Raw genomic sequence first — 19,781 nt, forward strand, 5'->3', positions numbered from 1 at the left:
TCGGAATTCCCTTCCGGTGAAACAGACGGTGCATTCGGGTGAATTACCCGAAGTCGCCCGTCCCGTAGTTTCCCGGGCCGTCATCTTCTCGTTTGCAGGCCGCGGGTCATGGTGCGAGCCGTCGAACTGTGCTCGCTCGGCTTCGGCCGTCACCCGGGCATGACCGCAGAAGGGACACCACATGAAGAAGAGTGCTGCTCTCGTCACGGGCGCGATCATGGCCCTGGGCATGGGCACGCCGGCCTTCGCCGACGCGGGCACCAAGGCGGCGGCCGTCGACGCGGAGGGTGACTTCTCCGGCAACGTCGTCCAGATTCCGGTGTCCGTTCCGGTCAGCGTGTGTGGCAACACCGTGGACATCATCGGCGCTGCGAACCCGGCGTCCGGCAACGAGTGCGAGAACGGCTGACGCCGTCCGGCTGTGTCACAGCCGGTCTTGGGCGACCCGGTTGGCGCCAAGGCCGGCTTTCCCCATCTACCCACAGGAAGATCACGGAATTGCGACAGACCTTGAGCAGGGGAATGGTCGCGGCAGCCGCCGCGACGGGTGTCCTGTCCTTGTGCGGCAACCCGGCTCTGGCCGGCACGCAGGCGGACGCAGTCACCAAGAGCTCCGCGGGTGCCGTGTCAGGCAACGTAGTCCAGGTGCCGGTCAACGCACCGGTGCAGGCCTGCGGCAACACCGTCGACGTGGGCGCCGCGCTCAACCCGTCCTTCGGTAACAAGTGCGGGCCCGACTCGGATGAGCACGGGCACGACCGGGACTCGTACGGTGGCGGATACGGCGCGGACGAGGACGGGGGATACGGCGCGCAGGACGACTCCGGGTACGGCGAGGACGACCGCTCCGGCTCCGCATCGGACGGCCGGACCGAGGGCTCGTACGGGATCGGCTCCGGCAACGTCGTCCAGATGCCGGTCAACGCACCGGTGCAGGCCTGCGGCAACACCGTCAACGTCGTCGGCGCGCTCAACCCGGTGGCCGGCAACCGCTGCGAGCAGGGCGGCTATGGTGACGACGGGGCGCCCGGCCACACACCGCCGCCGAAGGGCGGGGAGAAGCCTGCGCCGGCGGGCGGGAAGAAGCCTGCGCCGGCGGACGAGACCAAGCCTGCGCCGGCGGACGAGACCAAGCCCGCGCCGGCGGGCGAGAAGGAGACCTCGCCGCCCGCCGATGACAGGAGCGCACCGCCCGCTGAGGCCGGGAACCAGCCGTCCCTGCCGCGGACCGGCAGTGACGGCATGCTGGCCGCCGCCGCCGCGGGTGCCACGCTGATCGGCGGTGGCGCGCTGCTGTACCGCCGCAGCCGCGCCGCCCACCGGTAGCGTCACCACCTTCCCCCGCCCCCGACCGGCGATGTCAGCCCGACCGGGGGCGGAGCCGTGTTCCGGCGCCGCTGCTCAACGACTGACCGCGTGTTCACCGTTGCCGAGGCCGACCGGGTCCGCCGGGTCGGCCTGGTGCGGCAGCCGCCCGGCCGCCGCCCGCCGCACCGCATGGGCGTCCTCCGTGTCGTTTCCCGCCGTGCCCTGTCGCCGTAGCCGTTGCACCAGCCGTCCGGTCGCATGGCGGCCCCACAGTCCCCACAGCACCTGGCCGGGGCCCCGGTCGTCCCGGGCGTGCCAGGCCCTCTCCCGGCCTGCGGGTGCCGGGCGCAGCGCGGTCAGCGGGGCGTAGTTCTCCACCACGAACATCCGCCCCGGCACGGCCGCCCCCGTCGGCACGGGACGGCGGGTCAGATCGAGGTGCAGAGCCCGTACGACGTCCAGCCCGGCGGTGTCGGTGAACAGCCGGAACTGGGCGCCGGGGCGCGGGTTGAAGTCGAGCAGGTGATAACGGCCGGTGCTGCCGCAGCGGCGGAAGTCGAGGTCGAGGACACCGCGGTAGCCCAGCTCGTCCACGACCCGTTCGGCGAGTGCCCGCACCCCCGGGTCCGGTGCCCAGCGGCCGACCGCGGTCAGGCCGGCACCGCGCGGCCGGGCGTGCGTCTTCCGGCCGGTGCCGCCCGCGCGCAGAACGCCGTGGCGGTCGGCGTACGCGTGGAAGAACCAGTCCCCGTCCGGCCCCGGGGGCAGGAACGCCTGCAACAGCAGTCGGCCCCCCGCCTCCCCGGTCCGCGCGTACAGTTCCCGGGCCTGCTGCGCGGAGCGCACGAGCCGGGTGCTGCGCAGTCCGCTGCCGGGAGGCAGCAGCCAGGGGCGGCTCCACTTCGCGACCACCGGCGATCCCAGCACTTCCACGGCGCGTACGGCCTCGGCCGCGCTGTCCGGGACCACCGTCACCGGATGCGGCACGCCGAGGGCCGCGCACACCGCGGCCAGTCCGGCCTTGTCGGCCACGCTCTCGGGCAGCGGACCGGGCAGCTCCGGCAGGAGGTAACGCGAGGACAGCTCCGCACGGGTCCGGCTCACCGCGATCGCGCTCGCGTCGTCCATCGGCACCAGGACGGCGGGCCGCGCGATCCGGTCCGCGACGCGGCGGAGCACCCTCGCGATGTCTCGTGGGGATGCGCCGGGCTGCGGCGGGGTGTGCAGCAGACGGATGTAGCGGGAGGCACCGACCGGGCTGTTCGCGCAGTCGGCGACGACGTGCACCTCCACACCCGCCCGGCCGAGGGAGCGCACGGCGCCCAGGGTGCCGTGGTGGAAGGGGTTGGGGTCGATCCGCAGGACGACGGCGGGGACGCGGGTGTCGAAAGACGGCACGGAATTGCTTCTTTCAGTTCGGCGGAATACTCGGAAGCCGTAGCACCGGTGGCGTACCGGATTTCCATGTGACTGACTGTCAAAAGGGAGTGCGAAGAAGTGAGAAAAACAAACAAACGGACAACAGGAAGAGAGTCCGCATGTCACCACAGCAGCCGTGGGCGCGGATGCGGCGGCCGGGGCTCGTGACGACGGCGGTCGCGGTGTCGGTCGCGCTGGCGGCGGGCCCCGTACGAGCCGCCGGGCCGGTCGACCCACCAGCACCGCTACCCCCACCAGTACCCTCAGTCTCCTCATCGCCGGCCGCCCCTGAAGCGCCGTCAGCTCCGACGTCACCGCCGGCCTCGGAAGCACCGGCCGATTCGACCCGGCCGTCTCTCCCCGAAGCACCGGCTTTCGGTGCCTACCTGGACTACGGCCCCCGCGGCGTGACCCGGATGGCCGAGCTGAGCCGATGGCTGGGCGGGGCCGAGCTGCGCGTCGGCCACACCTACCTGCCCGGCGACCGCTGGAGCAACATCGCGGGCGCGCCTGGATTCCTCGAGGCGTGGGCCCGCTGGCGGACCCGCGAGGCCGACCGGCTGTTCGTCCTCAACGTGCCCATGCTGGAACGCAACGAGGAGGGCGTCCCGGACCACGAGGTGCGCGAGCTGCTGCGGGCGGGCGCGACCGGACGGTTCGACCACCACTTCCGGGCCCTGGCCGAGCGGCTGGTCGGGCTGGGAGTGCCGGACACCGTGCTGGTGCTGGGCTGGGAGATGAACGGCACCACGTACACCCACCGCTGCGCCCCCGACCCGGGGGCGTGGAAGGCATACTGGAACCGGATCGTCACCACCATGCGCGCGGTGCCGGGGCAGAGGTTCAGGTTCGACTTCACACCCAGCCGCGGCCGGGACGCCGTTCCCTGGACGGAGTGCTATCCGGGCGACGACACGGTCGACATCATCGGAATGGACTCCTACGACCAGCCGCGCGGCATGCCCTTCGACGAGCAGGTGACGGAGCCCTACGGACTTCAGGCGCACGTCGACTTCGCCCGGGCACACGGCAAGCCCCTCGCCTACCCCGAATGGGGACTGTTCCGCAATGGTGACAACGCCGAGTACATGCGGCGCATGCTCGCGTGGATGGACGAGCACAAGCCGCTGTACAACACGTTGACCGACTACTGCCCGCACGGAGTGTGGCAGTGTTCCGACAATCCCCGCTCGTCCCAGGTGTACCGGTCCGTGCTCTTCGGCCGCACCGACCAGCCCGGCACCCCGCCCGTACCGGTGCCGACGCCGCATCCGACCGTGCCCGAGCCGCCGGTCGGCTGCAGGCGGCTGGACCTCGGCGACTGGATCGAGCAGTGGCTGGGCGACAGGCTGTGTCTGCGCCTGGGCCGGCTGCCGGGTATCCGCTAGTGGCGCACGGTGGTGGCCGGCCCGCTCAGGTCCCGCCGTCACCGTCGCGCTCCTTCAGCCGCCGCAGCAGCTCCTTGCCCCGGCGGCGCGCGGTGACGTCACCGATCGCCGTCGCCAGCAGCGGGAGGGTGCGCCGCCGGGCCAGCAGCAGACGCTGGTTGACCACCCTGCGGGGCCGCCAGTGGTGTTTGTACGGTTCGTCACCGCGCAGCAGGCTCAGCGTGTCGCGCCCGGGTGCCAGGCTGTGCCCGGTGCAGGCTTCGAGCACCATCGCCGCGACATCCGCCTTGTGGTCGCGCAGCCGGGGATGGACGCCGTACAGGTAACCGCCCGCCAGCAGCGGCGACAGCAGCGTCAGATCGACGGCCAGCACCTCGTCGTCCAGCCGGAACTCGGTGACGACCGCCTCCCCGGAGCACACCATCGCACTCGCCGACCGGATCAGGTGCTCACGGAACGGCGTCCGGAGGTGCTCACCGGTCACCTTCCGTCCCTGCCACTGCAACCGGTGCAGCTCCAGCAACCGCCTCACCGCCGCCTCGGCCTCGCCGGGCAGGACAGGGCGGCTCTTGATGCCGAGCGCGTGCAGCCGGCGCAGCTTGGCGCGGGCCCGCTGCTGGGACTTGGCGGCGGGCAGCCGGGCGACCAGGTCGTCCATGGGGACGGCGGGCAGCTCCAGGCACGGGGAGTCCTCCACCCGGCACCGGGGGCCGCGCCAGCGGACGTACACGCGCTCGGCGGCGCCGCCCGGCCGTACCTCACGCAGGTCGATGAGGGCGGTGCGGGCGGCGGCGGACAGCGCGTCGGTGAGCGCGGTCACCGCGGCCTCGCCGCGCTCGTCGTCCACCAGGACGTCCCCGTAGTCGGAGATCGTCCCGCCGAGCGGTACCAGCGCCGGCACCGGCCGCCGTACCCGCATCAGCGGGGCAGCGGCGACCAGGGCGGGCCCGTCGCGGACCACGAGCAACCGCAACCGGCCGGGCCTGCCGTACGACAGCCACCACGAGTGCAGCCAGGCGTGGCTCTGGAACGGGGTCGCCGCCCCGCACCGACGGTGCAGCCGTCCCCACTCGGTACCCAGCGCGGCGAAGTCCCGCTCGTCGGTGACGAGTTCGGCCTGGTACGTCATAGCTGTCCGCGGACGTCGGCGGCGGGCACGGAAGGAGAGGGCGGGGCGGTAGGCGGGGCGGAGGACGGGCCGGGTACGGCGGCCGGGCGGCCGGAGCCGTCCGCGGCCCGGCGCGGCCGGACCAGCAGGCCGAGCGCGCCCAGCAGACCGCCGGCGCTCGCCCCGATCAGGCCGGTCAGCCCGGCGGACAGTGATGACGGCTCTGCGGGCTCGGTGGCGCGGGCGAACTGCCGGAGCCCGACCCGGGTGGCGTCCGTCGTGTCGGCGGCGTGCCGGGTCAGTGCCCGGGAGACGGCGTTGGCCATGTCGGCGGCGACGTCCGGGCGGGCGGAGGTGGCGGTGACCGCAACCATCGGCGCGTCCGGCGAGGTGGCCGTTCGCACGCTCTCCTTCAGTGTCGCGGCCGGCACCCCGGCCCACACCTGGGCATCACCGAGCACCGCGAGCTGTGAGGCGACCCGGCCGTAGGCCTGGGCGAAACCCAGCGCGGACGCCGGGTCACTGCCCTTGGCCGGTACGGCGACGACGTAGCTCGTGGCCGTGTACTGCGGCGTGCGGACCAAGCCGTAGCCACCCCCGGCCAGGGCACCGGCGAGGACGCCCACGACCAGCACCGACGAGGCCGGACGGGACCGGGCCCGGTCCCTGACGCGGGCTCCGGCCCGGGCCAGCGCCGCGGCCGGGCCGCGGAGAGCGGGCGCCCGTCCGTCGGCCCGGTCACCGGTCACTGTCTCGGTCCGGCTGCCGGACCTGTGCTGTGTCCTGCTCTCTGTCATGCGGAACTGACTCCCTGGGGTACGGATGACGGGGCCGGCACGGGGGGTGAGGACGGCGGCGTACACGTCCATCAGCTGCGCGGCGCTGCGGGTGATGCAGTAGTGGCGGGCGGCGTCCGGCGGGTGGTCGCGCGGGGCGGGGCCGGCGGCACGGACCTCGGCCAGGGCACGCGCGAACTCCCCCTCTTCTCCCTGGACGCGCCGGGCGGACGGCGCGGTGTGCGGGGGCAGGTCCTCGATCGCCGGGCAGGAGGCGTACAGCACGGGCAGCCCGGACGCGAGCCCTTCCACGGCCGCCAGCCCGAACGCCTCCTCGGGCGACGGGGAGGCGAGCACGTCCATCGCGGACGTCAGTGACGGCAGGTCGGGACCGGGGGTGCCGCCCGGGAGGTAGGGGCGTTCCCCGGTGAGCAGCACCCGGTCGGCGACCCCCGCCTCACGGGCGATGCCTCGAAGGGAATGTTCCTCGGGGCCTCCACCGACCAACAGCAGCCAGTAGTCCTGGGGAAGCCGGGCCAGGGCGCGGACCAGCACGTCGAACCGCTTGCCGGGCACGAGCCGGCCGATGCCGCCGACGACGTACGCCTCGTCGGGCAGCCCCAGCCGGTGCCGGGTGCGCCGCCGCCGTACCGGGTCGAAGCGGAAGCGGTCCAGGTCGATGCCGTTGGGGACGACCTCGATGCGCGGCGCGGGCACGCCCCAGCGCCGCAGCCGGCCGGCGACGGTGGGGGAGACGGCCACGGTGATGCTGCCCAGGCGCTCCCCGGCCAGGTAGAGGGCGCGTACGCCCGCGGTCAGCGGGCGTCCCTCCATCCGGGTGTCGCCGAGGGAGTGCTCGGTGGCGACGACCGCGCGGACGCCGGCCAGCCGTGCGGCGACCCGGCCGTACAAGCAAGCCCGGTACAGGTGGGTATGGACCAGGTCGTAGCCGCCGTCGCGGATCAGGCGCACCAGACGGGGCAGGGCGGACAGGTCCCGGTTGCCGGTCATGCCGAGATGGACCACGCGCACCCCGTCGCTCGTCAGTCCTGCGGCGACCGCCCCTGGCTCGGTGAGCGTGACGACGTCGCAGTCGACCGGCAGAGACCGCAGCAGCAACCGCAGTTGCTGCTCGGCTCCGCCGGTGCCGAGCCCGGTGATGACGTGCAGGACCCGCATCTCACACCCCCTCGGCCGCATGCCGCCGCCACCGGTGCAGCCCTCGTTTCAGCCACAGCCGCACGGCCGTGTCGGCCTCCCCGACGTGCACTCTGGGCAGCGCGTACGGCCCCGAAAGCTCACCGGGGTCGATGGCACAGCCGTAGCCGTACCCGGCCTGCCGTACGGCATCGGCGACGCGCCGGTCGACGGTGCCGTACGGGTAGCAGAACCCGGTGACCGCAGTGCCCGTCAGCTCAGCGAGCCGAGCCCTGCTCCCGGCGACCTCTGCCCGCAGCACGGAGTCGTCCGCCTCGGTCAGGTCGACGTGGGTCAGGCCGTGAGAGCCGATTTCCACGCCCTCGGCGGCGGCGTGCCGGATGCCGTCCGCGGTCAGGAGCGGCTTGCTGGGGCCCGGCCGGTCCCAGACGTTGTCACCGCCCAGCCGGCCCGGCAGCACGAACAGGGTCGCTGTGCAGCCCCACTTGTTCAGCAGTGGCAGGGCGTGCGTGACGAAGTCGGCGTACCCGTCATCGAACGTCAGGCCGACGAGACCGCGGCCCTCACCGCGCGCCCGCGCGGCCAGCAACTCGGCCACGGACACTCCGCGCAACCCGCGCCGGTGCAGCCAGCCCAGCTGCGCGCTCAGGCGGCCGGGCGTGACCGTGACGCGATAGGGGTCGTCGGAGCGGTCACCCACGGAGTGGTACATCGCGATCCACGGGACGCGGGGCGGGCGGACGCCGGTGTCGGCCCGCCCGTCAACGGGGCCTGCGAGACCGGGGGGATTCGCTGCACCTGCGGAAACGGCCATACGGGAGCCTTCGTGAGACGGAACGGAGGAAACACGGGGCCACCGCGGCCCCGTGGACGCCCGGGGCAGGACCGGCCAGGGCGAGGACGGCGGTGACCGTCGCGGCGCCTGCGGCCAGACCGACGCGGGGGTCGGTGCACCGGGCGGCGACCGCGGCGCCCGCCGCCGTCGCCACTGTCGCCACGGCCACCGTCCGGCCCAGTCCGGCCAGGACACGGCCGGTGCGCACCGGGACGCTCCGCGGCCCCATCCCGGCGAGCAGCAGCGCCGCCGTGACGGTGATGCCGGCGGCGTTGGCGGCGGCGATGCCACGCACGCCCCAGGCGTCCACGGCGCAGGCGCCGATGACGGCGGTGGCGGTGACGCCGACGGCCATCGCGCCCAGCGGGTACCAACTGGCGCGGCCCGCCGAGAAGTAGCAGCGGGCCAGCGCACCGACGACGGTCTGGGCGAGCAGCCCCACGGCGTAGACACGCATGACACCCGCGGTCGCGGCCGTGTCCGCGGCGGTGAACGCACCGCGCTGGAAGAGGAGCCCGACGAGCTGCGGCGCACAGGCGACGACCGTGGCCGCGCCCAGCAGCACCAGCCAAGCGGCCAGCGCCAGGTCTCGCTCCACCCTGGTGCGGGCCCGCTCGGTGTCACCGTCGGCCAGGGCCCGCGCCACCACCGGGAAGGTGACCGTGCACAGCATCAGCGACAGGGTCATCGGGATCTGGGCGACCTTCTGCGCGTAGTTCAGGTGCGAGATGGCGCCGGCGGGCAGGGCGGAGGCGAGGAACCGTTCGATGAGGACCTGGGACTGCCGGCACAGCGCGAACAGCAGGACGGTGCCGAACAGGGCGAGGGTGAGGGGCCGCGCGTCGCCGCCTCCCCCGGTGCCCTTCGTCGCCGCTCGCGTCGTTCCCCGCCGTCGCAGTTGCCCGAGCAGGGACGGAAGCTGGGCCGCCACCATCAGGCAGCCGCCCACCGCGACCCCGGCCGCCGCCGAGCGCACCCCCCAGTCCCCGCCGAACAGGAACATCGTGGTGATGATGCCGGTGTTGTACGCGACGTAGATCGCCGCCGGAGCCAGGAAGCGACGGTGGGCGCGCAGCACCGCGCTGGCGTACCCGGCGAGCCCGAAGGTCAGCACGCACGTCGCGGTGAGCCGCGTACAGTCCACGGCGAGCGCATGGTCGGGCAGCCCGGGCGCCAGCACCCGGACCAGGAAGGGGGCCGTGAGCGCGGTGACCGCGGCGACCGCGGCGAACGCCAGCGCCAGCCGGGGCAGGGTTACGGTGACCAGGGTGCGGACCGGATCGCCGGGGGCGCCCCGCGCGTGGCGCGCCAGGGCCAGGCTGAACATCGGGACCAGCGCGAACGCCAGGCCGTCCTCGATGAGGAGAGTCGCCGCGAACTCCGGCACGGTCCAGGCCACCAGGAACGCGTCCGTCCCGCTGCCCGCCCCGAACAGCCGGGCCAGCGCCTGGTCCCGCACGAGCCCCAGTACCGAGGCGGCCACCGACAGCGCGGCGGTGAGCAGGGCCGCCCACGCCAGCCCCGGCGACGGCCCGGGCCGCGCGCCCGCCTCGTCCGGCGAGACGGGCCCGGCCGCCGGTACACCGTCCTCGGTGGCCCCGGCGCACTCGACGCGCGGCGCGGTGCCGATGCCCGGCCCGCCGCCCGTCACCACCGGCGCGCCCGCGCCCTCGGCCGGGAGAGGTGTCACCGCCATCGTGCCGCGACCTCCTCCTCGTCGTCACCGGTCGCCCACCGGGCGGCGAGCCCCAAGGACACGGCCGTCAGCACCGTCGAGGGACCGCCGATGTCGGCGTACGCGAAGTTCGTGAGCTGCCACGTCAGCAGTCCGCACGCGATCAGGCCGCTGTCGGGCCGGGCCGCGCGGCGCAGCAGCCGGCGGACCCCGCACACCAGCAGCGCCAGCCAGCCCCCCGCGAGGGTGAGCAGCCCGAGCAGGCCCTGTTCGGCGAGGACGAGCAGATACATGTTGTGCGGTGACAGCAGCGGCTGCCGGCGGAACGCCGCACCCGCTCCGGCCGTGTCGCTGCCCGAGGACAGCGCCGGCGACGCGTGCGCGTCCCGGTGCTCAGGGAAACCCTTGAGGCCGACGCCGGTCAACGGACGCTCGCGCCACATGGCGACCGCCGCCGCCCACAACGCGTAACGGTCCGTCACGGACTGGTCGGGCGCGTCAGCGACCCGCGCGATGCTGTCGACACGCTCCTGCAGCATCGCCGTGCCCAGCCCCAGCCCGCCCACCAGGACCACACCCGCCGCTACCACGGCCGCCCCCACCGCCAGCGCCCGCCGCACCCCCGTGAGCAGCAGCAGCGCCGCGCATGTCACAGCCGTCGCGATCCACGCTCCCCGGCTGAAGGACAGGGCGAGGGGCACCGAGAGCACCAGCGCGCACCCGGCCGCGACGACCCGCTCCCGCAGCGAGTCCCTCCCCAGGGCGAGTCCGGCGGCACACACCAGCCCGAGGGAGGTGACGGTCGCCATCCCCATCACGTCCTGCGGGCCGAACGTGCCCACGGCCCGCACCGGTTCACCCTGGTAGGACGCCCCGGTCCCGGTGACGTACTGGTGCACGCCGATCGCCCCCTGCCACAGCGCCAGCCCGACCAGCGACCAGGCCAGCAGCCGTACGTCGCGCCGGTCGCGGACCAGCAGCAGCACAGCGGCCGGGACGAGCACGAAGACCTGCAGGTAGCGGCCGAACCCGGTGAGCGCGGCTTCCGCGGACGGCGCCCCCATGGCGGCGATCGCAAGCCCCACCACCGGCAGCCCCAGCAGCAGCGCCGCCCGCCGGGCCGACAGGCGCCGCCGCTCCCGCACCAGACGCACCGCACACCACAGCACCAGCACCGCCGACACCGCGTCCGCCGGGTGCGCGCCGCCACCCTCGCCCGGCGTACTTGGCAGGGCGAGCACGATCACCACACCGATCACCGGCACGACGGCCGACAGCGCCGGGGCGCGCGGCGGCGACAGGATCAAGGCGTGGCCCGCCACGGTCAGCTCCCCGTGGGGTGCACGAGCGTGGCGGCCGTCCGCAGCAGGATGCACACGTCCTGCCACAGCGACCAGGTGTCGATGTAGGCGTTGTCGAACCGGGCCCGGTCCTCGATGGAGGTGTCCCCGCGCAGTCCGTGGATCTGCGCCAGCCCGGTGATCCCGGCCGGCATCCGGTGGCGGGCGGCGTAACCGGGGTGGCTCTGGTTGAACTTGTCCACGAAGTAAGGACGTTCGGGGCGCGGTCCGACCAGACTCATGTCCCCCCGGAAGACGTTCCACAGCTGGAGCAGCTCGTCCAGCGAGGTGCGGCGCAGGAAACGGCAGAACCAGGACATGTGGTGCTCGTCCGCCACGCTCCACCGGGTCGCCGACTCGTGGGCGTCGGCCGGGCGGTGGGTGCGGAACTTCAGCAGTGTGAACGGTTTCCCGCCCTGCCCGATCCGCTCCTGGCGGAAGACCACCCCGGGGCCGTCGCTGACCCGCAGTACCACTGCGCAGGCCAGCAGCAGCGGGCTGACCAGCAGCAGCAACAGACCCGACACCACCAGGTCCAGCATGCGCTTGCCCCGGCCCGGCACTGGCCCTGCCGGTGCCAGCCGCCGGCAGGGGAAGCCGGCCAGCCGTTCCTGGTTCGCACCCGACGGGAAGTCGCCGTCCACCTCCCAGACCGCGCACCCCGACTCGGCCAGCGCCCGCAGCAGCGGCGCCCTGTGCACCCGCGCCGAAGGGTGCACGGCCAGCACGTGGCGGACCCCGTTCTGCACGACGGCCCGCTGCACCTCCTGGTCCGTGACCAGTACGGGCAACGGCTGGGTGCCGTCCGCGTCGCCGGCGACGATCCCCACCGGCCGCACCCCGCACTGCGGGTGGCGCAGCAGGGCGGCGGCCACGCGCCGCGCGGTCGCGGCCGGTCCGACGACGAGGGCGGCGTGCGGACGGTTCAGCAGGGCCGTACGGCGTCGCCGGTGCACGGCACCGCGGCCCGTGCAGGCCATCGCGGCCTGCGCCGCGAAGCCGGTCACCAGGGCCGTCGCCGGAAGCGCGTACCGCGTACCACAGGCCGCCGCCAGCGCGGCCAGCGCCAGCCAGACCACCGCGATCCGGCCGCACACCACGGGCAGTTCCTCCAGCACACCGGGCACCCACCCCGTCCGGTGCGGCGACAACAACAGCGTGGCGGCCACCAGAACAGCCGCGAACAGCGGCGGGTGGGGCACGCCGGGCACCACCAGGGCGGCCGGCAGGGCGGCAGCGGCGTCCACGACGAGCAGCGGCACCGCGGAGGCGGAATGGGCGGCCGGACGTCCGGCGGGGAACGCCGGCCCGGACGCGGCGCGCGGCGGCAGGACCGAGACCGGGGGGTGCCCGAGGTCGCGTGCCTGCCCGGTGGTGCTGGAGACGGTGCTTTCCGCGGTCACGAGTGGATGGCCTCCCTGTACTCGATGGGCGTGGCGGAGTGCCCCGAGGCGTCGGATCCGCCGCCGAGGAGGTCCCTGTACACCGCCGCGACGGCCCCGGCCGTCAGCCGCACGTCCCGTGCGGCCCGGACGTGTGCCAGCCCCTGACGGCCCAGCGACGACCGCAGCGGCGGGTCGAGCAGCAGAGCGGTGACGGCTTCGGCCAGCGCCGCCGGATCCTGCGCCGGCACCACACAGTGCGCCACGAGTGTCGTCGGCAGGGCCTCACGGGCCCCGGCCACGTCCGTCACCACCACCGGCCGGCCGCAGGCCATCGCCTCCAGCGGGGCCAGGGCCATGCCCTCCCAGCGCGAGGGCAGGACGACCAGGTCGGCGGCCCGGTACCAGGGAGCGGGGTCCGCGACGGCTCCAGCGAACCGTACGGACCGGGGCGCGAGGGACCGCAGCCGGGCATGGTCCGGCCCGTCGCCGACCAGCACCAGCCGCGCCCCGGGCACTCGCCCGAGGACCCGTTCCCAGGCCGCCAGCAGGACGTCCTGGCCCTTCTGCCGGCACAGTCGTCCGACGCAGACCACGAGCGGTGTCCGAAGGCCGGCCGAGGTTGCGGGAGACGCGGGGGGACGGAAGCGGTCGGGGTCGATGCCGTTCGGGATCACCGTCCACCGGCCGCGGATTCCGGCCCGTACGCCGGTGCGACGCTCCGCCTCGCTCACGCACACCACCCGTGCCGCCCACCGGGCGCCCCACCGCTCCCAGGCCCGCACGAACGCCGCGGTGGTGCCGCCCACCGCCTCGAACGACCAGGCGTGCGGCTGGAACACCGTGGGGATGCGCCCCCGGACCGTCAGGCGCCCGACGAGCCCGGCCTTGGCGCTGTGCGCGTGCACCAGATCGGGCTGTACCGCGGCGACGACGCGCGCGAGCCGCACCACCTCCACGGCGAGCGACGGCCCCGGTGAGCGCGTGGCCGGCCACAGCCGTACGTCGGCGCCGAGCGCACGAAGCGCGACCGCCAGTGCGCTGTCCGGGCAGGCGACGGCGACGTCCAGTCCGGCGGCGAGCTGCGCTCGCGTCAAGTCGGTCACCACCCGGGCGACTCCGCCGTCGACCGGTTGGGTGATGTGCAGGATGCGTGGGGGAGGGGCGGTTGCTGGCACATGCATCGCGCGACTTCCTCGCTCACGGTCGGCGCTGGAAACAGGCGGGAACGCGCCTCACTGCGGTGGCACCAGGGGTGCGTCGATCGGCCTGAACTCTAATCACAAACGTGACCAATGGCGTGAATCCGGATAAGTGTGTCGGATGGGTCAAGGCGATGGATCCGGCCGATCACTCCATTGGCGCACAACCCCTGTGCTTCGCTCGCGTTCACACTGCGCCGGGCATTCCGCCCGGGTGTTCGTGTCAACCCCCGAGGAGCACCTCTTCATGTCGCGTATCGCCAAGGGCCTCGTCCTGACCTCCGTCGCCGCCGCCGCGGTGACGGGCTCCGCCGGCGCCGCCGTTGCCCACGGCGGCGGCGCCAACACTCAGGCGGTCACCGCCGACTCCGGCGGCACGCTGTCGGGCAACATCCTGCAGGCCCCGGTCAGCGTCCCGGTCCAGGTCTGTGGCAACACCATCAACGTCGTCGGTCTGCTGAACCCGGCGTTCGGCAACAAGTGCAAGGCCGGCTGACCCCGGCCACGACGCCGACCCGGCCGGCCGCCTCGCGGTTCCCGCGGGGCGGCCGGCGCGCTGCGGCCCTGCGCCCCCCGAAGGGGTGTGGGCGACGATCCGACGAGCAACCCCTGACACACCGCTCCCACCTGCGGCGATGTGATGGCCGCGCGGGGAGTCCCCGCCACACGGCGTGACGGAACGGTTGCAGGGAGCGAAGGCGGGTCCCACGGTGAACGCAGGAGCCCCCGCGCCACCGAAAGGACCTCCCCATGCTTCTGTCCGCACGGCGAACCGCCGCTTCCGCACTCTGTGCCACCTTCCTGCTCGGGGTCACCGGACCGGTGGCGACGGCGGCCGACGGTGCCCCGGCCGACGAGCGCGCCCACACGGCGGCGCACGGGCTCGCATCCGATCTCGACGAACTCGACGCCCAGGCGCAGGCTGCGGGGGTGGGCGGCTTCGTGAAGCCCGTGACCGAGCTGCTCGGCACCCTGCTGGAGACGGACGGCGGGCGGCTCACGCCCCGGGAGACGGACCAGCTCACCGTGGCCATCGAGCAAGCGCTCGCCAAGGCCGGGGCGTCCGGGGGGTACGTCGCCACCGACCCGGACGACGAAGACGACGAGGACAGGGAGGACGCGGAGGACGCGGAGGACGCGGAGGACGCGGAGGACGCGGAGGACGCGATCGACGACTGGGACTGGGCGAACGCGGGCGTCTGGTCACAGCCCCCGGCCGTCACGGCGCCGAACGCCACAACGCCCGTCACCGCCTTGCCCGCGTGGTTGTCTCCGGCGCAGGCCCAGGCGACCGCCGCGACAGCCGAGTTGCAGGCGAAGATGGATGCTCTGGGGAAGACCGGCGCCTCGAACCCGGTGGGGCAGTTGGGCTCGGCCATCGCCGACGTGGTGGACAGCCTCGGCGATGCTGTCGCCGCCATCCTGGGCGTGGGCGCACCGTATGCCCCGGCGCGCGGTGACTCCTGACACCGGTCCCGTCTCCCGTGGCCGTCGCGCCCTGCCCCGGCAGGCGCGACGGCCCGATTTCACGCCCCCTTGCTGCCATCTCCTGTAAGGAGGAAAAGGGCGAGATTTTCCCGGACGCGGAGTTTCCGCTTGGCACCGATGTCGTTAGGCACGGCAACAGATGTCCCTCGCGACATTAGTCGCCGAGAAAGGAGACACGATGAACAAGAAGGCCGCCGTCCTCATCGCCGGGTCTGTAGTCCTCGCCGGCGCAGCCGCGCCCGCGTTCGCCGCCCAGTACCCCACCGGCGCCCGCACGTCCCCCGGTTTGGCCGACGCCGTCGACACGTTCTCCAAGGGCCCGGTCCACGTGGTGCCGCTCCACCACCAGCCCAACGTCCTCGGTGCCGTGAAGCCGGGCAGCAAGGACTCCGTGCTGGACACCGTGACGGGCGCCGCCACTCAGTCGAAGTCGGGCAACGGGCTGCTCGGCGGCCTCCCCCTGCAGGGCTGACGTCCGCGGCCTCGGCGAGCCGGTGGTGGACTGTCCTGCCCCGAACCACCGCGGCAGGTGCCGCAGTCCCGGGCGGTGACGGCCACGGGGACCACCTCGCCATCCGGCGGGACGCGATGCGCGTACTGCTTGTCCCCGCCCGGGCCGCCGCGTCTCCGCCGGGAGCGAGCGCTACCGCGGGCACCGCGTACGGGAGCCGCGGCCCCCTTCGAAAGGCCGGCGCGTCACTGCCGACGGCCTACCGCTGCACCTGACGCGCTGCGCCGACGGCACCTGGCTGAGTGCGGCCGCGCACTACCGGTCGTATCCCCGCCCGCTCGAAGCGGTCGGCCCGCTCGTCGGTGAACCGGCCGCGACCAGTACTGATGGCGAACACGACCCCGGCGGGCGCGGGCACCCGGGGGACGTCATGGCGTACGCGCGCGCGATCGCCCGCACCCTCACCCGCGCCGAGCGGCGCCGCGTACGCTGCGCCGGGGGACCCGTTGGTGGGCCCGAGCACGGCAGCGTCTCCTGACGCAACCACAACCAGGTGCGCCGCTGGGGCGACGGCGTCATGGAGGGCGGCGCGTCCGTCGGCGTCCGGTGCCCGGCTGGCGCACGCCGTCCTCAGCTCTGCGATGGTCCCGCTGGCAGCCGAGGCAGCGCTGCCCGGCACGGACGGACCGCCACGCAGGACGACGTGACACCGGACGAACTGGAGGATCGCAGCCCGGCCTATCGGTACGGCGTGACGTACGGCCGGGGCCGGGACGACGATGCGCGGGCTCGACCGTGCGTGCGAGCCAGGCGGGCTGCGTCTGACACGGAGAGGTGAATGACAAGCGCGCTTGCGGGCCAAATGGGTGGAATGGTGCCGGAAGGACCCGGGACGGGTCACTAGCATCCGACACCATGACTTTCTCGACTACCGCTCCCGCAAAGGCGAGCGGCTCTCGTCTGGGGACTCTTACGGTCGTGCCCTGGTCCGGCGAGCCTTCCACCGACACTCCCCGACTGCCGTTTCTCACGGTGTACTCGCTCGGTGACGGGATCGAGGGCCCGGAGGCCGGTGAGGCGGCCATTCGCGCGCACCTGGAGGAAATCGGCCTGCCGGTCTCCGGCCAGTTGGTCGAACTGACCGGCGAGGCCAGGACCGCCATTTCTCTGCTGGTAGAAGCGGAACAGGCCGTATTGACCATGCCGTTTCTTCGTGTGCAATGCCCCGTGCCGTCGTCGTGGCAGGAAGCCGCGCACAGGAACCGGAACGTCCGTCTCATCTGCCTGACTCGCCCGTGGCCGCATGCCGCTCCGGGGCAAGATGTGAGTCCCGAACAGTTGCGGAGTTTTCTCACCGATGAAGAACTCCGGTCCTCCAGTGCCTACTGCCTCGTCCCCGTCACCCGTCTGCGGCGCTGAAACAGCGTTTCCCCAGGGCGTGAATGCGTGGTCTGCGCCCCGGGGCGCGACCGGCCGTGAAGGTACTTCTCTAAGGAATTCTCATGGGGCGATCCCTGAAGGTGGGCGTGATGGCGATGGCGGCTCTGGCGTGGGGAGGAACGGGAACCGCCCAAGCGGTGGACGTGGCCGACGCCTCCACCCTGCGAAGCGTGCCGGCCGTTTCTCCCGACGGCCTGAGCGACGCTGTCGACGGAACGGCCAGGCAACCGGCGGGCCTGGTGGCGGACGCCGGTGGTGAAGGAGCCCGGACTGTACTCCCGGAAGCGGGAAAGCTGGCGCGGCTGCTCTGACCGACCGTGCTCGGACGGGCTGCCCTCGCCGGTGCTCACGATGACACCGGCGCGGGCGGCCCGCCCGTCGTTGAACCGGAGATCTCCGTCCGTACCCGACCGACGGGCCGCCTCACTCGCCACCGTTCTTCGCCAAATCGCATGAATCCGGTGTTCGGGTGATGGACGGAATCCTAGAGAAACGTCCGTTCCGGAACCACGGTTAGCGGTGGTGCTGCGGTCTTCGTCGGAAGACGTCGCCATACGTGAGGAAGGTAAACATCATGGATGTGAAGAAGATTGTCGCGGGGTCGATGCTGACCTTGACCGCCACCGGACTCGCCGCCACGCCGGCCATGGCCGACGAAGAGGTGCACGGCCACTACTCGCAGAGCATCCAGATCATCCGTGACATCTGCCCCACCATCCAGGACATCGACGTCCTGACCGTCGAGGTCCTGGACCAGGCTCGGACGTTCCAGTGCAACCACATCCGCCAGGGCTCCAAGGTCACCGACGACTCGGCCGCCCCCGCCCTCCCCATCCTCGGACGTGTCGTTGACTGAGCCCCGGGCGCCGTTCATCCGGTGCCGTGGGCGCAGCCGCTCGTAGAGAAGACTCCGGCCCCGGTGCCGCGCGGACAGCCGCGCGGCACCGGGGCCTCCCCTTGTGGTCGGCGGGCCGGCAGCATCGCGGCACCGGTCCGGAGTATTGGTGCGCTTCCGACACGGTTATTGCTGCAAGTGGATGAATGGCGGCGGGAGCACGGAACCCCGAAGGTACGTATCCGGTTAGTGGGCTGTCGGCACTTACCACTAGGTGTCGCGGTATCAAGCACAAGGAAGGCAACACGAATGAACGCCAAGAAGGTCCTCGCCGGTTCGATGCTGACGCTGGCTGCTACCGGCGTGGCGGTCTCGCCGGCCATGGCCGACGAAGAGGTGCACGGCCACTACTCGCAGAACATCGAGATCATCCGTGACATCTGCCCCACCATCCAGGACATTGACGTCCTGACCGTCGAGGTCCTGGACGAGGCGCGGACGTTCCAGTGCAACGAGATCCGCCAGAAGTCCAAGGTGCACGACAGCTCGTCCGCCCCCGCCCTGCCGATCCTCGGTCAGGTTCTCAACTAAATCTCGGGACGCCGTTCGATCGGTGTCCTGTCGCAAACTTTCTCTCGTCGTCCGGGGCTTCGGAAAATACCCGCGTCGAGGGAACGCGCCCCGGACCGTGTGGCTCACCGCACGGTCCGGGGCGTTTTTTTGGGTTTCTCTCCGGCTATCGACGGCGTTGCTGCAACTGGATGAATCAAGTCGCGGTACGTAACTCAAAGGGTATGGGGTCGGTTAGTAGGCTGTCGGCACTCACCATTACGTGCCGTGGCTATCCCGCTCAAGGAAGGCAACACGAATGAACGCCAAGAAGGTCCTCGCCGGTTCGATGCTGACGCTGGCTGCCACCGGCGTGGCGGTCTCGCCGGCCGCGGCCGACGAAGAGGTGCACGGCCACTACTCGCAGAACATCGAGATCATCCGTGACATCTGCCCCACCATCCAGGACATTGACGTCCTGACCGTCGAGGTCCTGGACCAGGCTCGGACGTTCCAGTGCAACGAGATCCGTCAGGGCTCGAAGGTCTATGACGACTCCGCTGCGCCGGCCCTCCCCATCCTCGGGGCTGTCATCGACTGAATGCAGTAGGCGAGACTCACTGCGCTGTGACGTCGGGGCCGTCGTCTCGGGGACGGTCCCGGCGTAATGCGTTCGACTTCCTGGGCGAATTCCGGGCGCATACGCTGAAAAGCCTGAGACTCCTGGTCTTTTGATCAAGGAGTCTCAGGCTTTTCTGTGTCACCCGACTTGAGCTTTTCCGTCTGTTAGTCCGTGACGCTCACAAACGCGCCGCGCTCCAGGGACCCGCTGTAGATGCCGGCGCCGCAGGAGGTCCTGAGAATGTCGAAGCTTCCCCCCATCTTCTCGGCGGCGACGAGACGGTCGTAGTCCTCCCTCTCGTCCGCGGCGGCGGTGCCGGCTCCCAGTGCGACGGCCGCAGCAGTGATAGCCGCGCACGTCAGAAACTTCCTGATCATATTTCCTCCGGGATGTGCGTCGTCGTCCCATGAATGGGACAGGCCTTGCGCGGCGATGCTAGCCCTGAAGAAGGGGCAATAATGAGCAAAAGGTGCATACCTCACTCTTACGAAGTGCGCCTTGGGGCCGTTCGGCTGGCAAGGAAACTCGTGATGTCCGGTCCGAGTCCCGGCAGCCGGACGGCAGCGGCACTCAGCGGCTCGGGGCAGCGGCCAGATCAGTTCATCAGGCCGGCCCTTCACGCCTTGCCCGCGTCCCACGCGGGATCGAGTCCTGCCGGGGACCGCTGCCGGCCCTCAAATCTCCGGCCAGCGCCCCTCCGGTGGACCCTCTCGGGAGGGCGGCCGGTGCGCGTTGCCCCGAACGGGGGCGGGCCGGGCGTCCGGTGGGCGGATCGGGTGCACGCCGCCTCACCAGGCGGGACAAC

General features: G+C 72.5%; 20 protein-coding genes and 1 pseudogene. 12 read left to right on the forward strand and 9 right to left on the reverse strand.

The features are described 5' to 3' along the window. The first annotated feature begins 181 nt into the window (after window positions 1–181). Complete coding sequence (locus tag AC07DA_RS30910) at window positions 182–409, forward strand: chaplin (protein ID WP_479131546.1); 228 nt, start codon at window positions 182–184, stop codon at window positions 407–409. Between the two features lie 113 nt (window positions 410–522). After that, window positions 523–1,326, forward strand: coding sequence for a chaplin (locus AC07DA_RS30915; RefSeq protein WP_479131586.1), 804 nt, complete (start codon window positions 523–525; stop codon window positions 1,324–1,326). Between the two features lie 75 nt (window positions 1,327–1,401). Here AC07DA_RS30915 and AC07DA_RS30920 read toward each other — a convergent pair whose 3' ends face one another. Next, window positions 1,402–2,706: a carboxylate--amine ligase gene (locus AC07DA_RS30920; RefSeq protein WP_479131547.1), complete on the reverse strand. Its 1,305-nt coding sequence runs from the start codon at window positions 2,704–2,706 to the stop codon at window positions 1,402–1,404. Between the two features lie 140 nt (window positions 2,707–2,846). On the opposite strand from AC07DA_RS30920, the gene AC07DA_RS30925 reads away from it, so the two are divergent. Continuing rightward, window positions 2,847–4,115 (forward strand): glycoside hydrolase family 26 protein, encoded by a 1,269-nt coding sequence (locus AC07DA_RS30925; protein ID WP_479131548.1) that lies wholly within the window; start codon window positions 2,847–2,849, stop codon window positions 4,113–4,115. 25 nt (window positions 4,116–4,140) lie between these two features. Here the strand turns inward: AC07DA_RS30925 and AC07DA_RS30930 are convergent, their stop codons facing one another. Genes AC07DA_RS30930 through AC07DA_RS30960 form a run of 7 tightly spaced genes read right to left on the reverse strand, consistent with a single transcriptional unit; the run spans window position 4,141 to window position 13,573 of the window. Further along, a complete protein-coding gene (locus tag AC07DA_RS30930) occupies window positions 4,141–5,244 on the reverse strand; it encodes a GNAT family N-acetyltransferase (RefSeq protein ID WP_479131550.1) in 1,104 nt (367 codons plus the stop codon). After that, window positions 5,241–7,178: a glycosyltransferase gene (locus AC07DA_RS30935; protein WP_479131551.1), complete on the reverse strand. Its 1,938-nt coding sequence runs from the start codon at window positions 7,176–7,178 to the stop codon at window positions 5,241–5,243. The genes AC07DA_RS30930 and AC07DA_RS30935 overlap by 4 nt, the downstream gene beginning before the upstream one ends. A 1-nt stretch (window position 7,179) precedes the next feature. Then, window positions 7,180–7,869, reverse strand: a complete 690-nt coding sequence (locus AC07DA_RS30940; RefSeq protein WP_479131552.1) for a polysaccharide deacetylase family protein — start codon at window positions 7,867–7,869, stop codon at window positions 7,180–7,182. Between the two features lie 49 nt (window positions 7,870–7,918). After that, on the reverse strand, window positions 7,919–9,688 hold the full coding sequence (locus tag AC07DA_RS30945) for a lipid II flippase MurJ (RefSeq protein ID WP_479131553.1): 1,770 nt from the start codon (window positions 9,686–9,688) through the stop codon (window positions 7,919–7,921). After that, on the reverse strand, window positions 9,679–10,995 hold the full coding sequence (locus AC07DA_RS30950) for an O-antigen ligase family protein (protein WP_479131587.1): 1,317 nt from the start codon (window positions 10,993–10,995) through the stop codon (window positions 9,679–9,681). The genes AC07DA_RS30945 and AC07DA_RS30950 overlap by 10 nt, the downstream gene beginning before the upstream one ends. After that, a complete protein-coding gene (locus AC07DA_RS30955) occupies window positions 10,992–12,410 on the reverse strand; it encodes an exopolysaccharide biosynthesis polyprenyl glycosylphosphotransferase (RefSeq protein WP_479131554.1) in 1,419 nt (472 codons plus the stop codon). The genes AC07DA_RS30950 and AC07DA_RS30955 overlap by 4 nt, the downstream gene beginning before the upstream one ends. Next, entirely contained in the window at window positions 12,407–13,573 is a 1,167-nt protein-coding gene (locus tag AC07DA_RS30960) for a glycosyltransferase (RefSeq protein WP_479131555.1), read from the reverse strand. Before AC07DA_RS30960 ends, AC07DA_RS30955 begins: the two co-directional genes overlap by 4 nt. Before the next feature lie 265 nt (window positions 13,574–13,838). On the opposite strand from AC07DA_RS30960, the gene AC07DA_RS30965 reads away from it, so the two are divergent. The 9 genes and pseudogenes from AC07DA_RS30965 to AC07DA_RS31005 all read left to right on the forward strand — a co-directional run bounded on the left by AC07DA_RS30965 (window position 13,839) and on the right by AC07DA_RS31005 (window position 18,955). Then, complete coding sequence (locus AC07DA_RS30965) at window positions 13,839–14,087, forward strand: chaplin (protein WP_479131556.1); 249 nt, start codon at window positions 13,839–13,841, stop codon at window positions 14,085–14,087. 254 nt (window positions 14,088–14,341) lie between these two features. Continuing rightward, window positions 14,342–15,058: a hypothetical protein gene (locus tag AC07DA_RS30970; RefSeq protein WP_479131557.1), complete on the forward strand. Its 717-nt coding sequence runs from the start codon at window positions 14,342–14,344 to the stop codon at window positions 15,056–15,058. A gap of 199 nt (window positions 15,059–15,257) precedes the next feature. Continuing rightward, the gene (locus AC07DA_RS30975; protein ID WP_479131558.1) at window positions 15,258–15,551 is read left to right on the forward strand and encodes a hypothetical protein; all 294 of its coding nucleotides are present in this window, start codon (window positions 15,258–15,260) and stop codon (window positions 15,549–15,551) included. 154 nt (window positions 15,552–15,705) lie between these two features. After that, window positions 15,706–16,068: pseudogene (locus tag AC07DA_RS30980) on the forward strand (tyrosinase family oxidase copper chaperone); the annotation flags it as partial. Between the two features lie 377 nt (window positions 16,069–16,445). Next, the gene (locus AC07DA_RS30985) at window positions 16,446–16,949 is read left to right on the forward strand and encodes a DUF5949 family protein (RefSeq protein WP_479131559.1); all 504 of its coding nucleotides are present in this window, start codon (window positions 16,446–16,448) and stop codon (window positions 16,947–16,949) included. A gap of 83 nt (window positions 16,950–17,032) precedes the next feature. Next, window positions 17,033–17,281 (forward strand): hypothetical protein, encoded by a 249-nt coding sequence (locus AC07DA_RS30990; protein ID WP_479131560.1) that lies wholly within the window; start codon window positions 17,033–17,035, stop codon window positions 17,279–17,281. Window positions 17,282–17,544: 263 nt separating this feature from the next. Beyond that, window positions 17,545–17,826 (forward strand): hypothetical protein, encoded by a 282-nt coding sequence (locus AC07DA_RS30995; RefSeq protein WP_479131561.1) that lies wholly within the window; start codon window positions 17,545–17,547, stop codon window positions 17,824–17,826. A 288-nt stretch (window positions 17,827–18,114) separates the two neighbouring features. Next, window positions 18,115–18,396: a hypothetical protein gene (locus tag AC07DA_RS31000; protein ID WP_479131562.1), complete on the forward strand. Its 282-nt coding sequence runs from the start codon at window positions 18,115–18,117 to the stop codon at window positions 18,394–18,396. 277 nt (window positions 18,397–18,673) lie between these two features. After that, window positions 18,674–18,955, forward strand: a complete 282-nt coding sequence (locus AC07DA_RS31005; protein WP_479131563.1) for a hypothetical protein — start codon at window positions 18,674–18,676, stop codon at window positions 18,953–18,955. A 185-nt stretch (window positions 18,956–19,140) separates the two neighbouring features. Here AC07DA_RS31005 and AC07DA_RS31010 read toward each other — a convergent pair whose 3' ends face one another. Next, on the reverse strand, window positions 19,141–19,353 hold the full coding sequence (locus tag AC07DA_RS31010) for a hypothetical protein (RefSeq protein WP_479131564.1): 213 nt from the start codon (window positions 19,351–19,353) through the stop codon (window positions 19,141–19,143). Window positions 19,354–19,781 lie beyond the last annotated feature (428 nt).

This window comes from Streptomyces sp. NPDC044921 (genome assembly GCF_056432865.1).

What these genes read in the sequence shown, in the direction of transcription:
- AC07DA_RS30910 (WP_479131546.1), top strand. Translation starts at nt 182, where the DNA reads ATGAAGAAGAGTGCTGCTCTCGTCACGGGCGCGATCATGGCCCTGGGC.
- AC07DA_RS30975 (WP_479131558.1), top strand. Translation starts at nt 15,258, where the DNA reads ATGAACAAGAAGGCCGCCGTCCTCATCGCCGGGTCTGTAGTCCTCGCC.
- AC07DA_RS30945 (WP_479131553.1), bottom strand. Translation starts at nt 9,688, where the DNA reads ATGGCGGTGACACCTCTCCCGGCCGAGGGCGCGGGCGCGCCGGTGGTG.
- AC07DA_RS30925 (WP_479131548.1), top strand. Translation starts at nt 2,847, where the DNA reads ATGTCACCACAGCAGCCGTGGGCGCGGATGCGGCGGCCGGGGCTCGTG.
- AC07DA_RS31000 (WP_479131562.1), top strand. Translation starts at nt 18,115, where the DNA reads ATGAACGCCAAGAAGGTCCTCGCCGGTTCGATGCTGACGCTGGCTGCT.
- AC07DA_RS30985 (WP_479131559.1), top strand. Translation starts at nt 16,446, where the DNA reads ATGACTTTCTCGACTACCGCTCCCGCAAAGGCGAGCGGCTCTCGTCTG.
- AC07DA_RS30965 (WP_479131556.1), top strand. Translation starts at nt 13,839, where the DNA reads ATGTCGCGTATCGCCAAGGGCCTCGTCCTGACCTCCGTCGCCGCCGCC.
- AC07DA_RS30930 (WP_479131550.1), bottom strand. Translation starts at nt 5,244, where the DNA reads ATGACGTACCAGGCCGAACTCGTCACCGACGAGCGGGACTTCGCCGCG.
- AC07DA_RS30970 (WP_479131557.1), top strand. Translation starts at nt 14,342, where the DNA reads ATGCTTCTGTCCGCACGGCGAACCGCCGCTTCCGCACTCTGTGCCACC.
- AC07DA_RS30960 (WP_479131555.1), bottom strand. Translation starts at nt 13,573, where the DNA reads ATGCATGTGCCAGCAACCGCCCCTCCCCCACGCATCCTGCACATCACC.
- AC07DA_RS30935 (WP_479131551.1), bottom strand. Translation starts at nt 7,178, where the DNA reads ATGCGGGTCCTGCACGTCATCACCGGGCTCGGCACCGGCGGAGCCGAG.
- AC07DA_RS30940 (WP_479131552.1), bottom strand. Translation starts at nt 7,869, where the DNA reads ATGTACCACTCCGTGGGTGACCGCTCCGACGACCCCTATCGCGTCACG.
- AC07DA_RS30990 (WP_479131560.1), top strand. Translation starts at nt 17,033, where the DNA reads ATGGGGCGATCCCTGAAGGTGGGCGTGATGGCGATGGCGGCTCTGGCG.
- AC07DA_RS30915 (WP_479131586.1), top strand. Translation starts at nt 523, where the DNA reads ATGGTCGCGGCAGCCGCCGCGACGGGTGTCCTGTCCTTGTGCGGCAAC.
- AC07DA_RS31010 (WP_479131564.1), bottom strand. Translation starts at nt 19,353, where the DNA reads ATGATCAGGAAGTTTCTGACGTGCGCGGCTATCACTGCTGCGGCCGTC.
- AC07DA_RS31005 (WP_479131563.1), top strand. Translation starts at nt 18,674, where the DNA reads ATGAACGCCAAGAAGGTCCTCGCCGGTTCGATGCTGACGCTGGCTGCC.
- AC07DA_RS30995 (WP_479131561.1), top strand. Translation starts at nt 17,545, where the DNA reads ATGGATGTGAAGAAGATTGTCGCGGGGTCGATGCTGACCTTGACCGCC.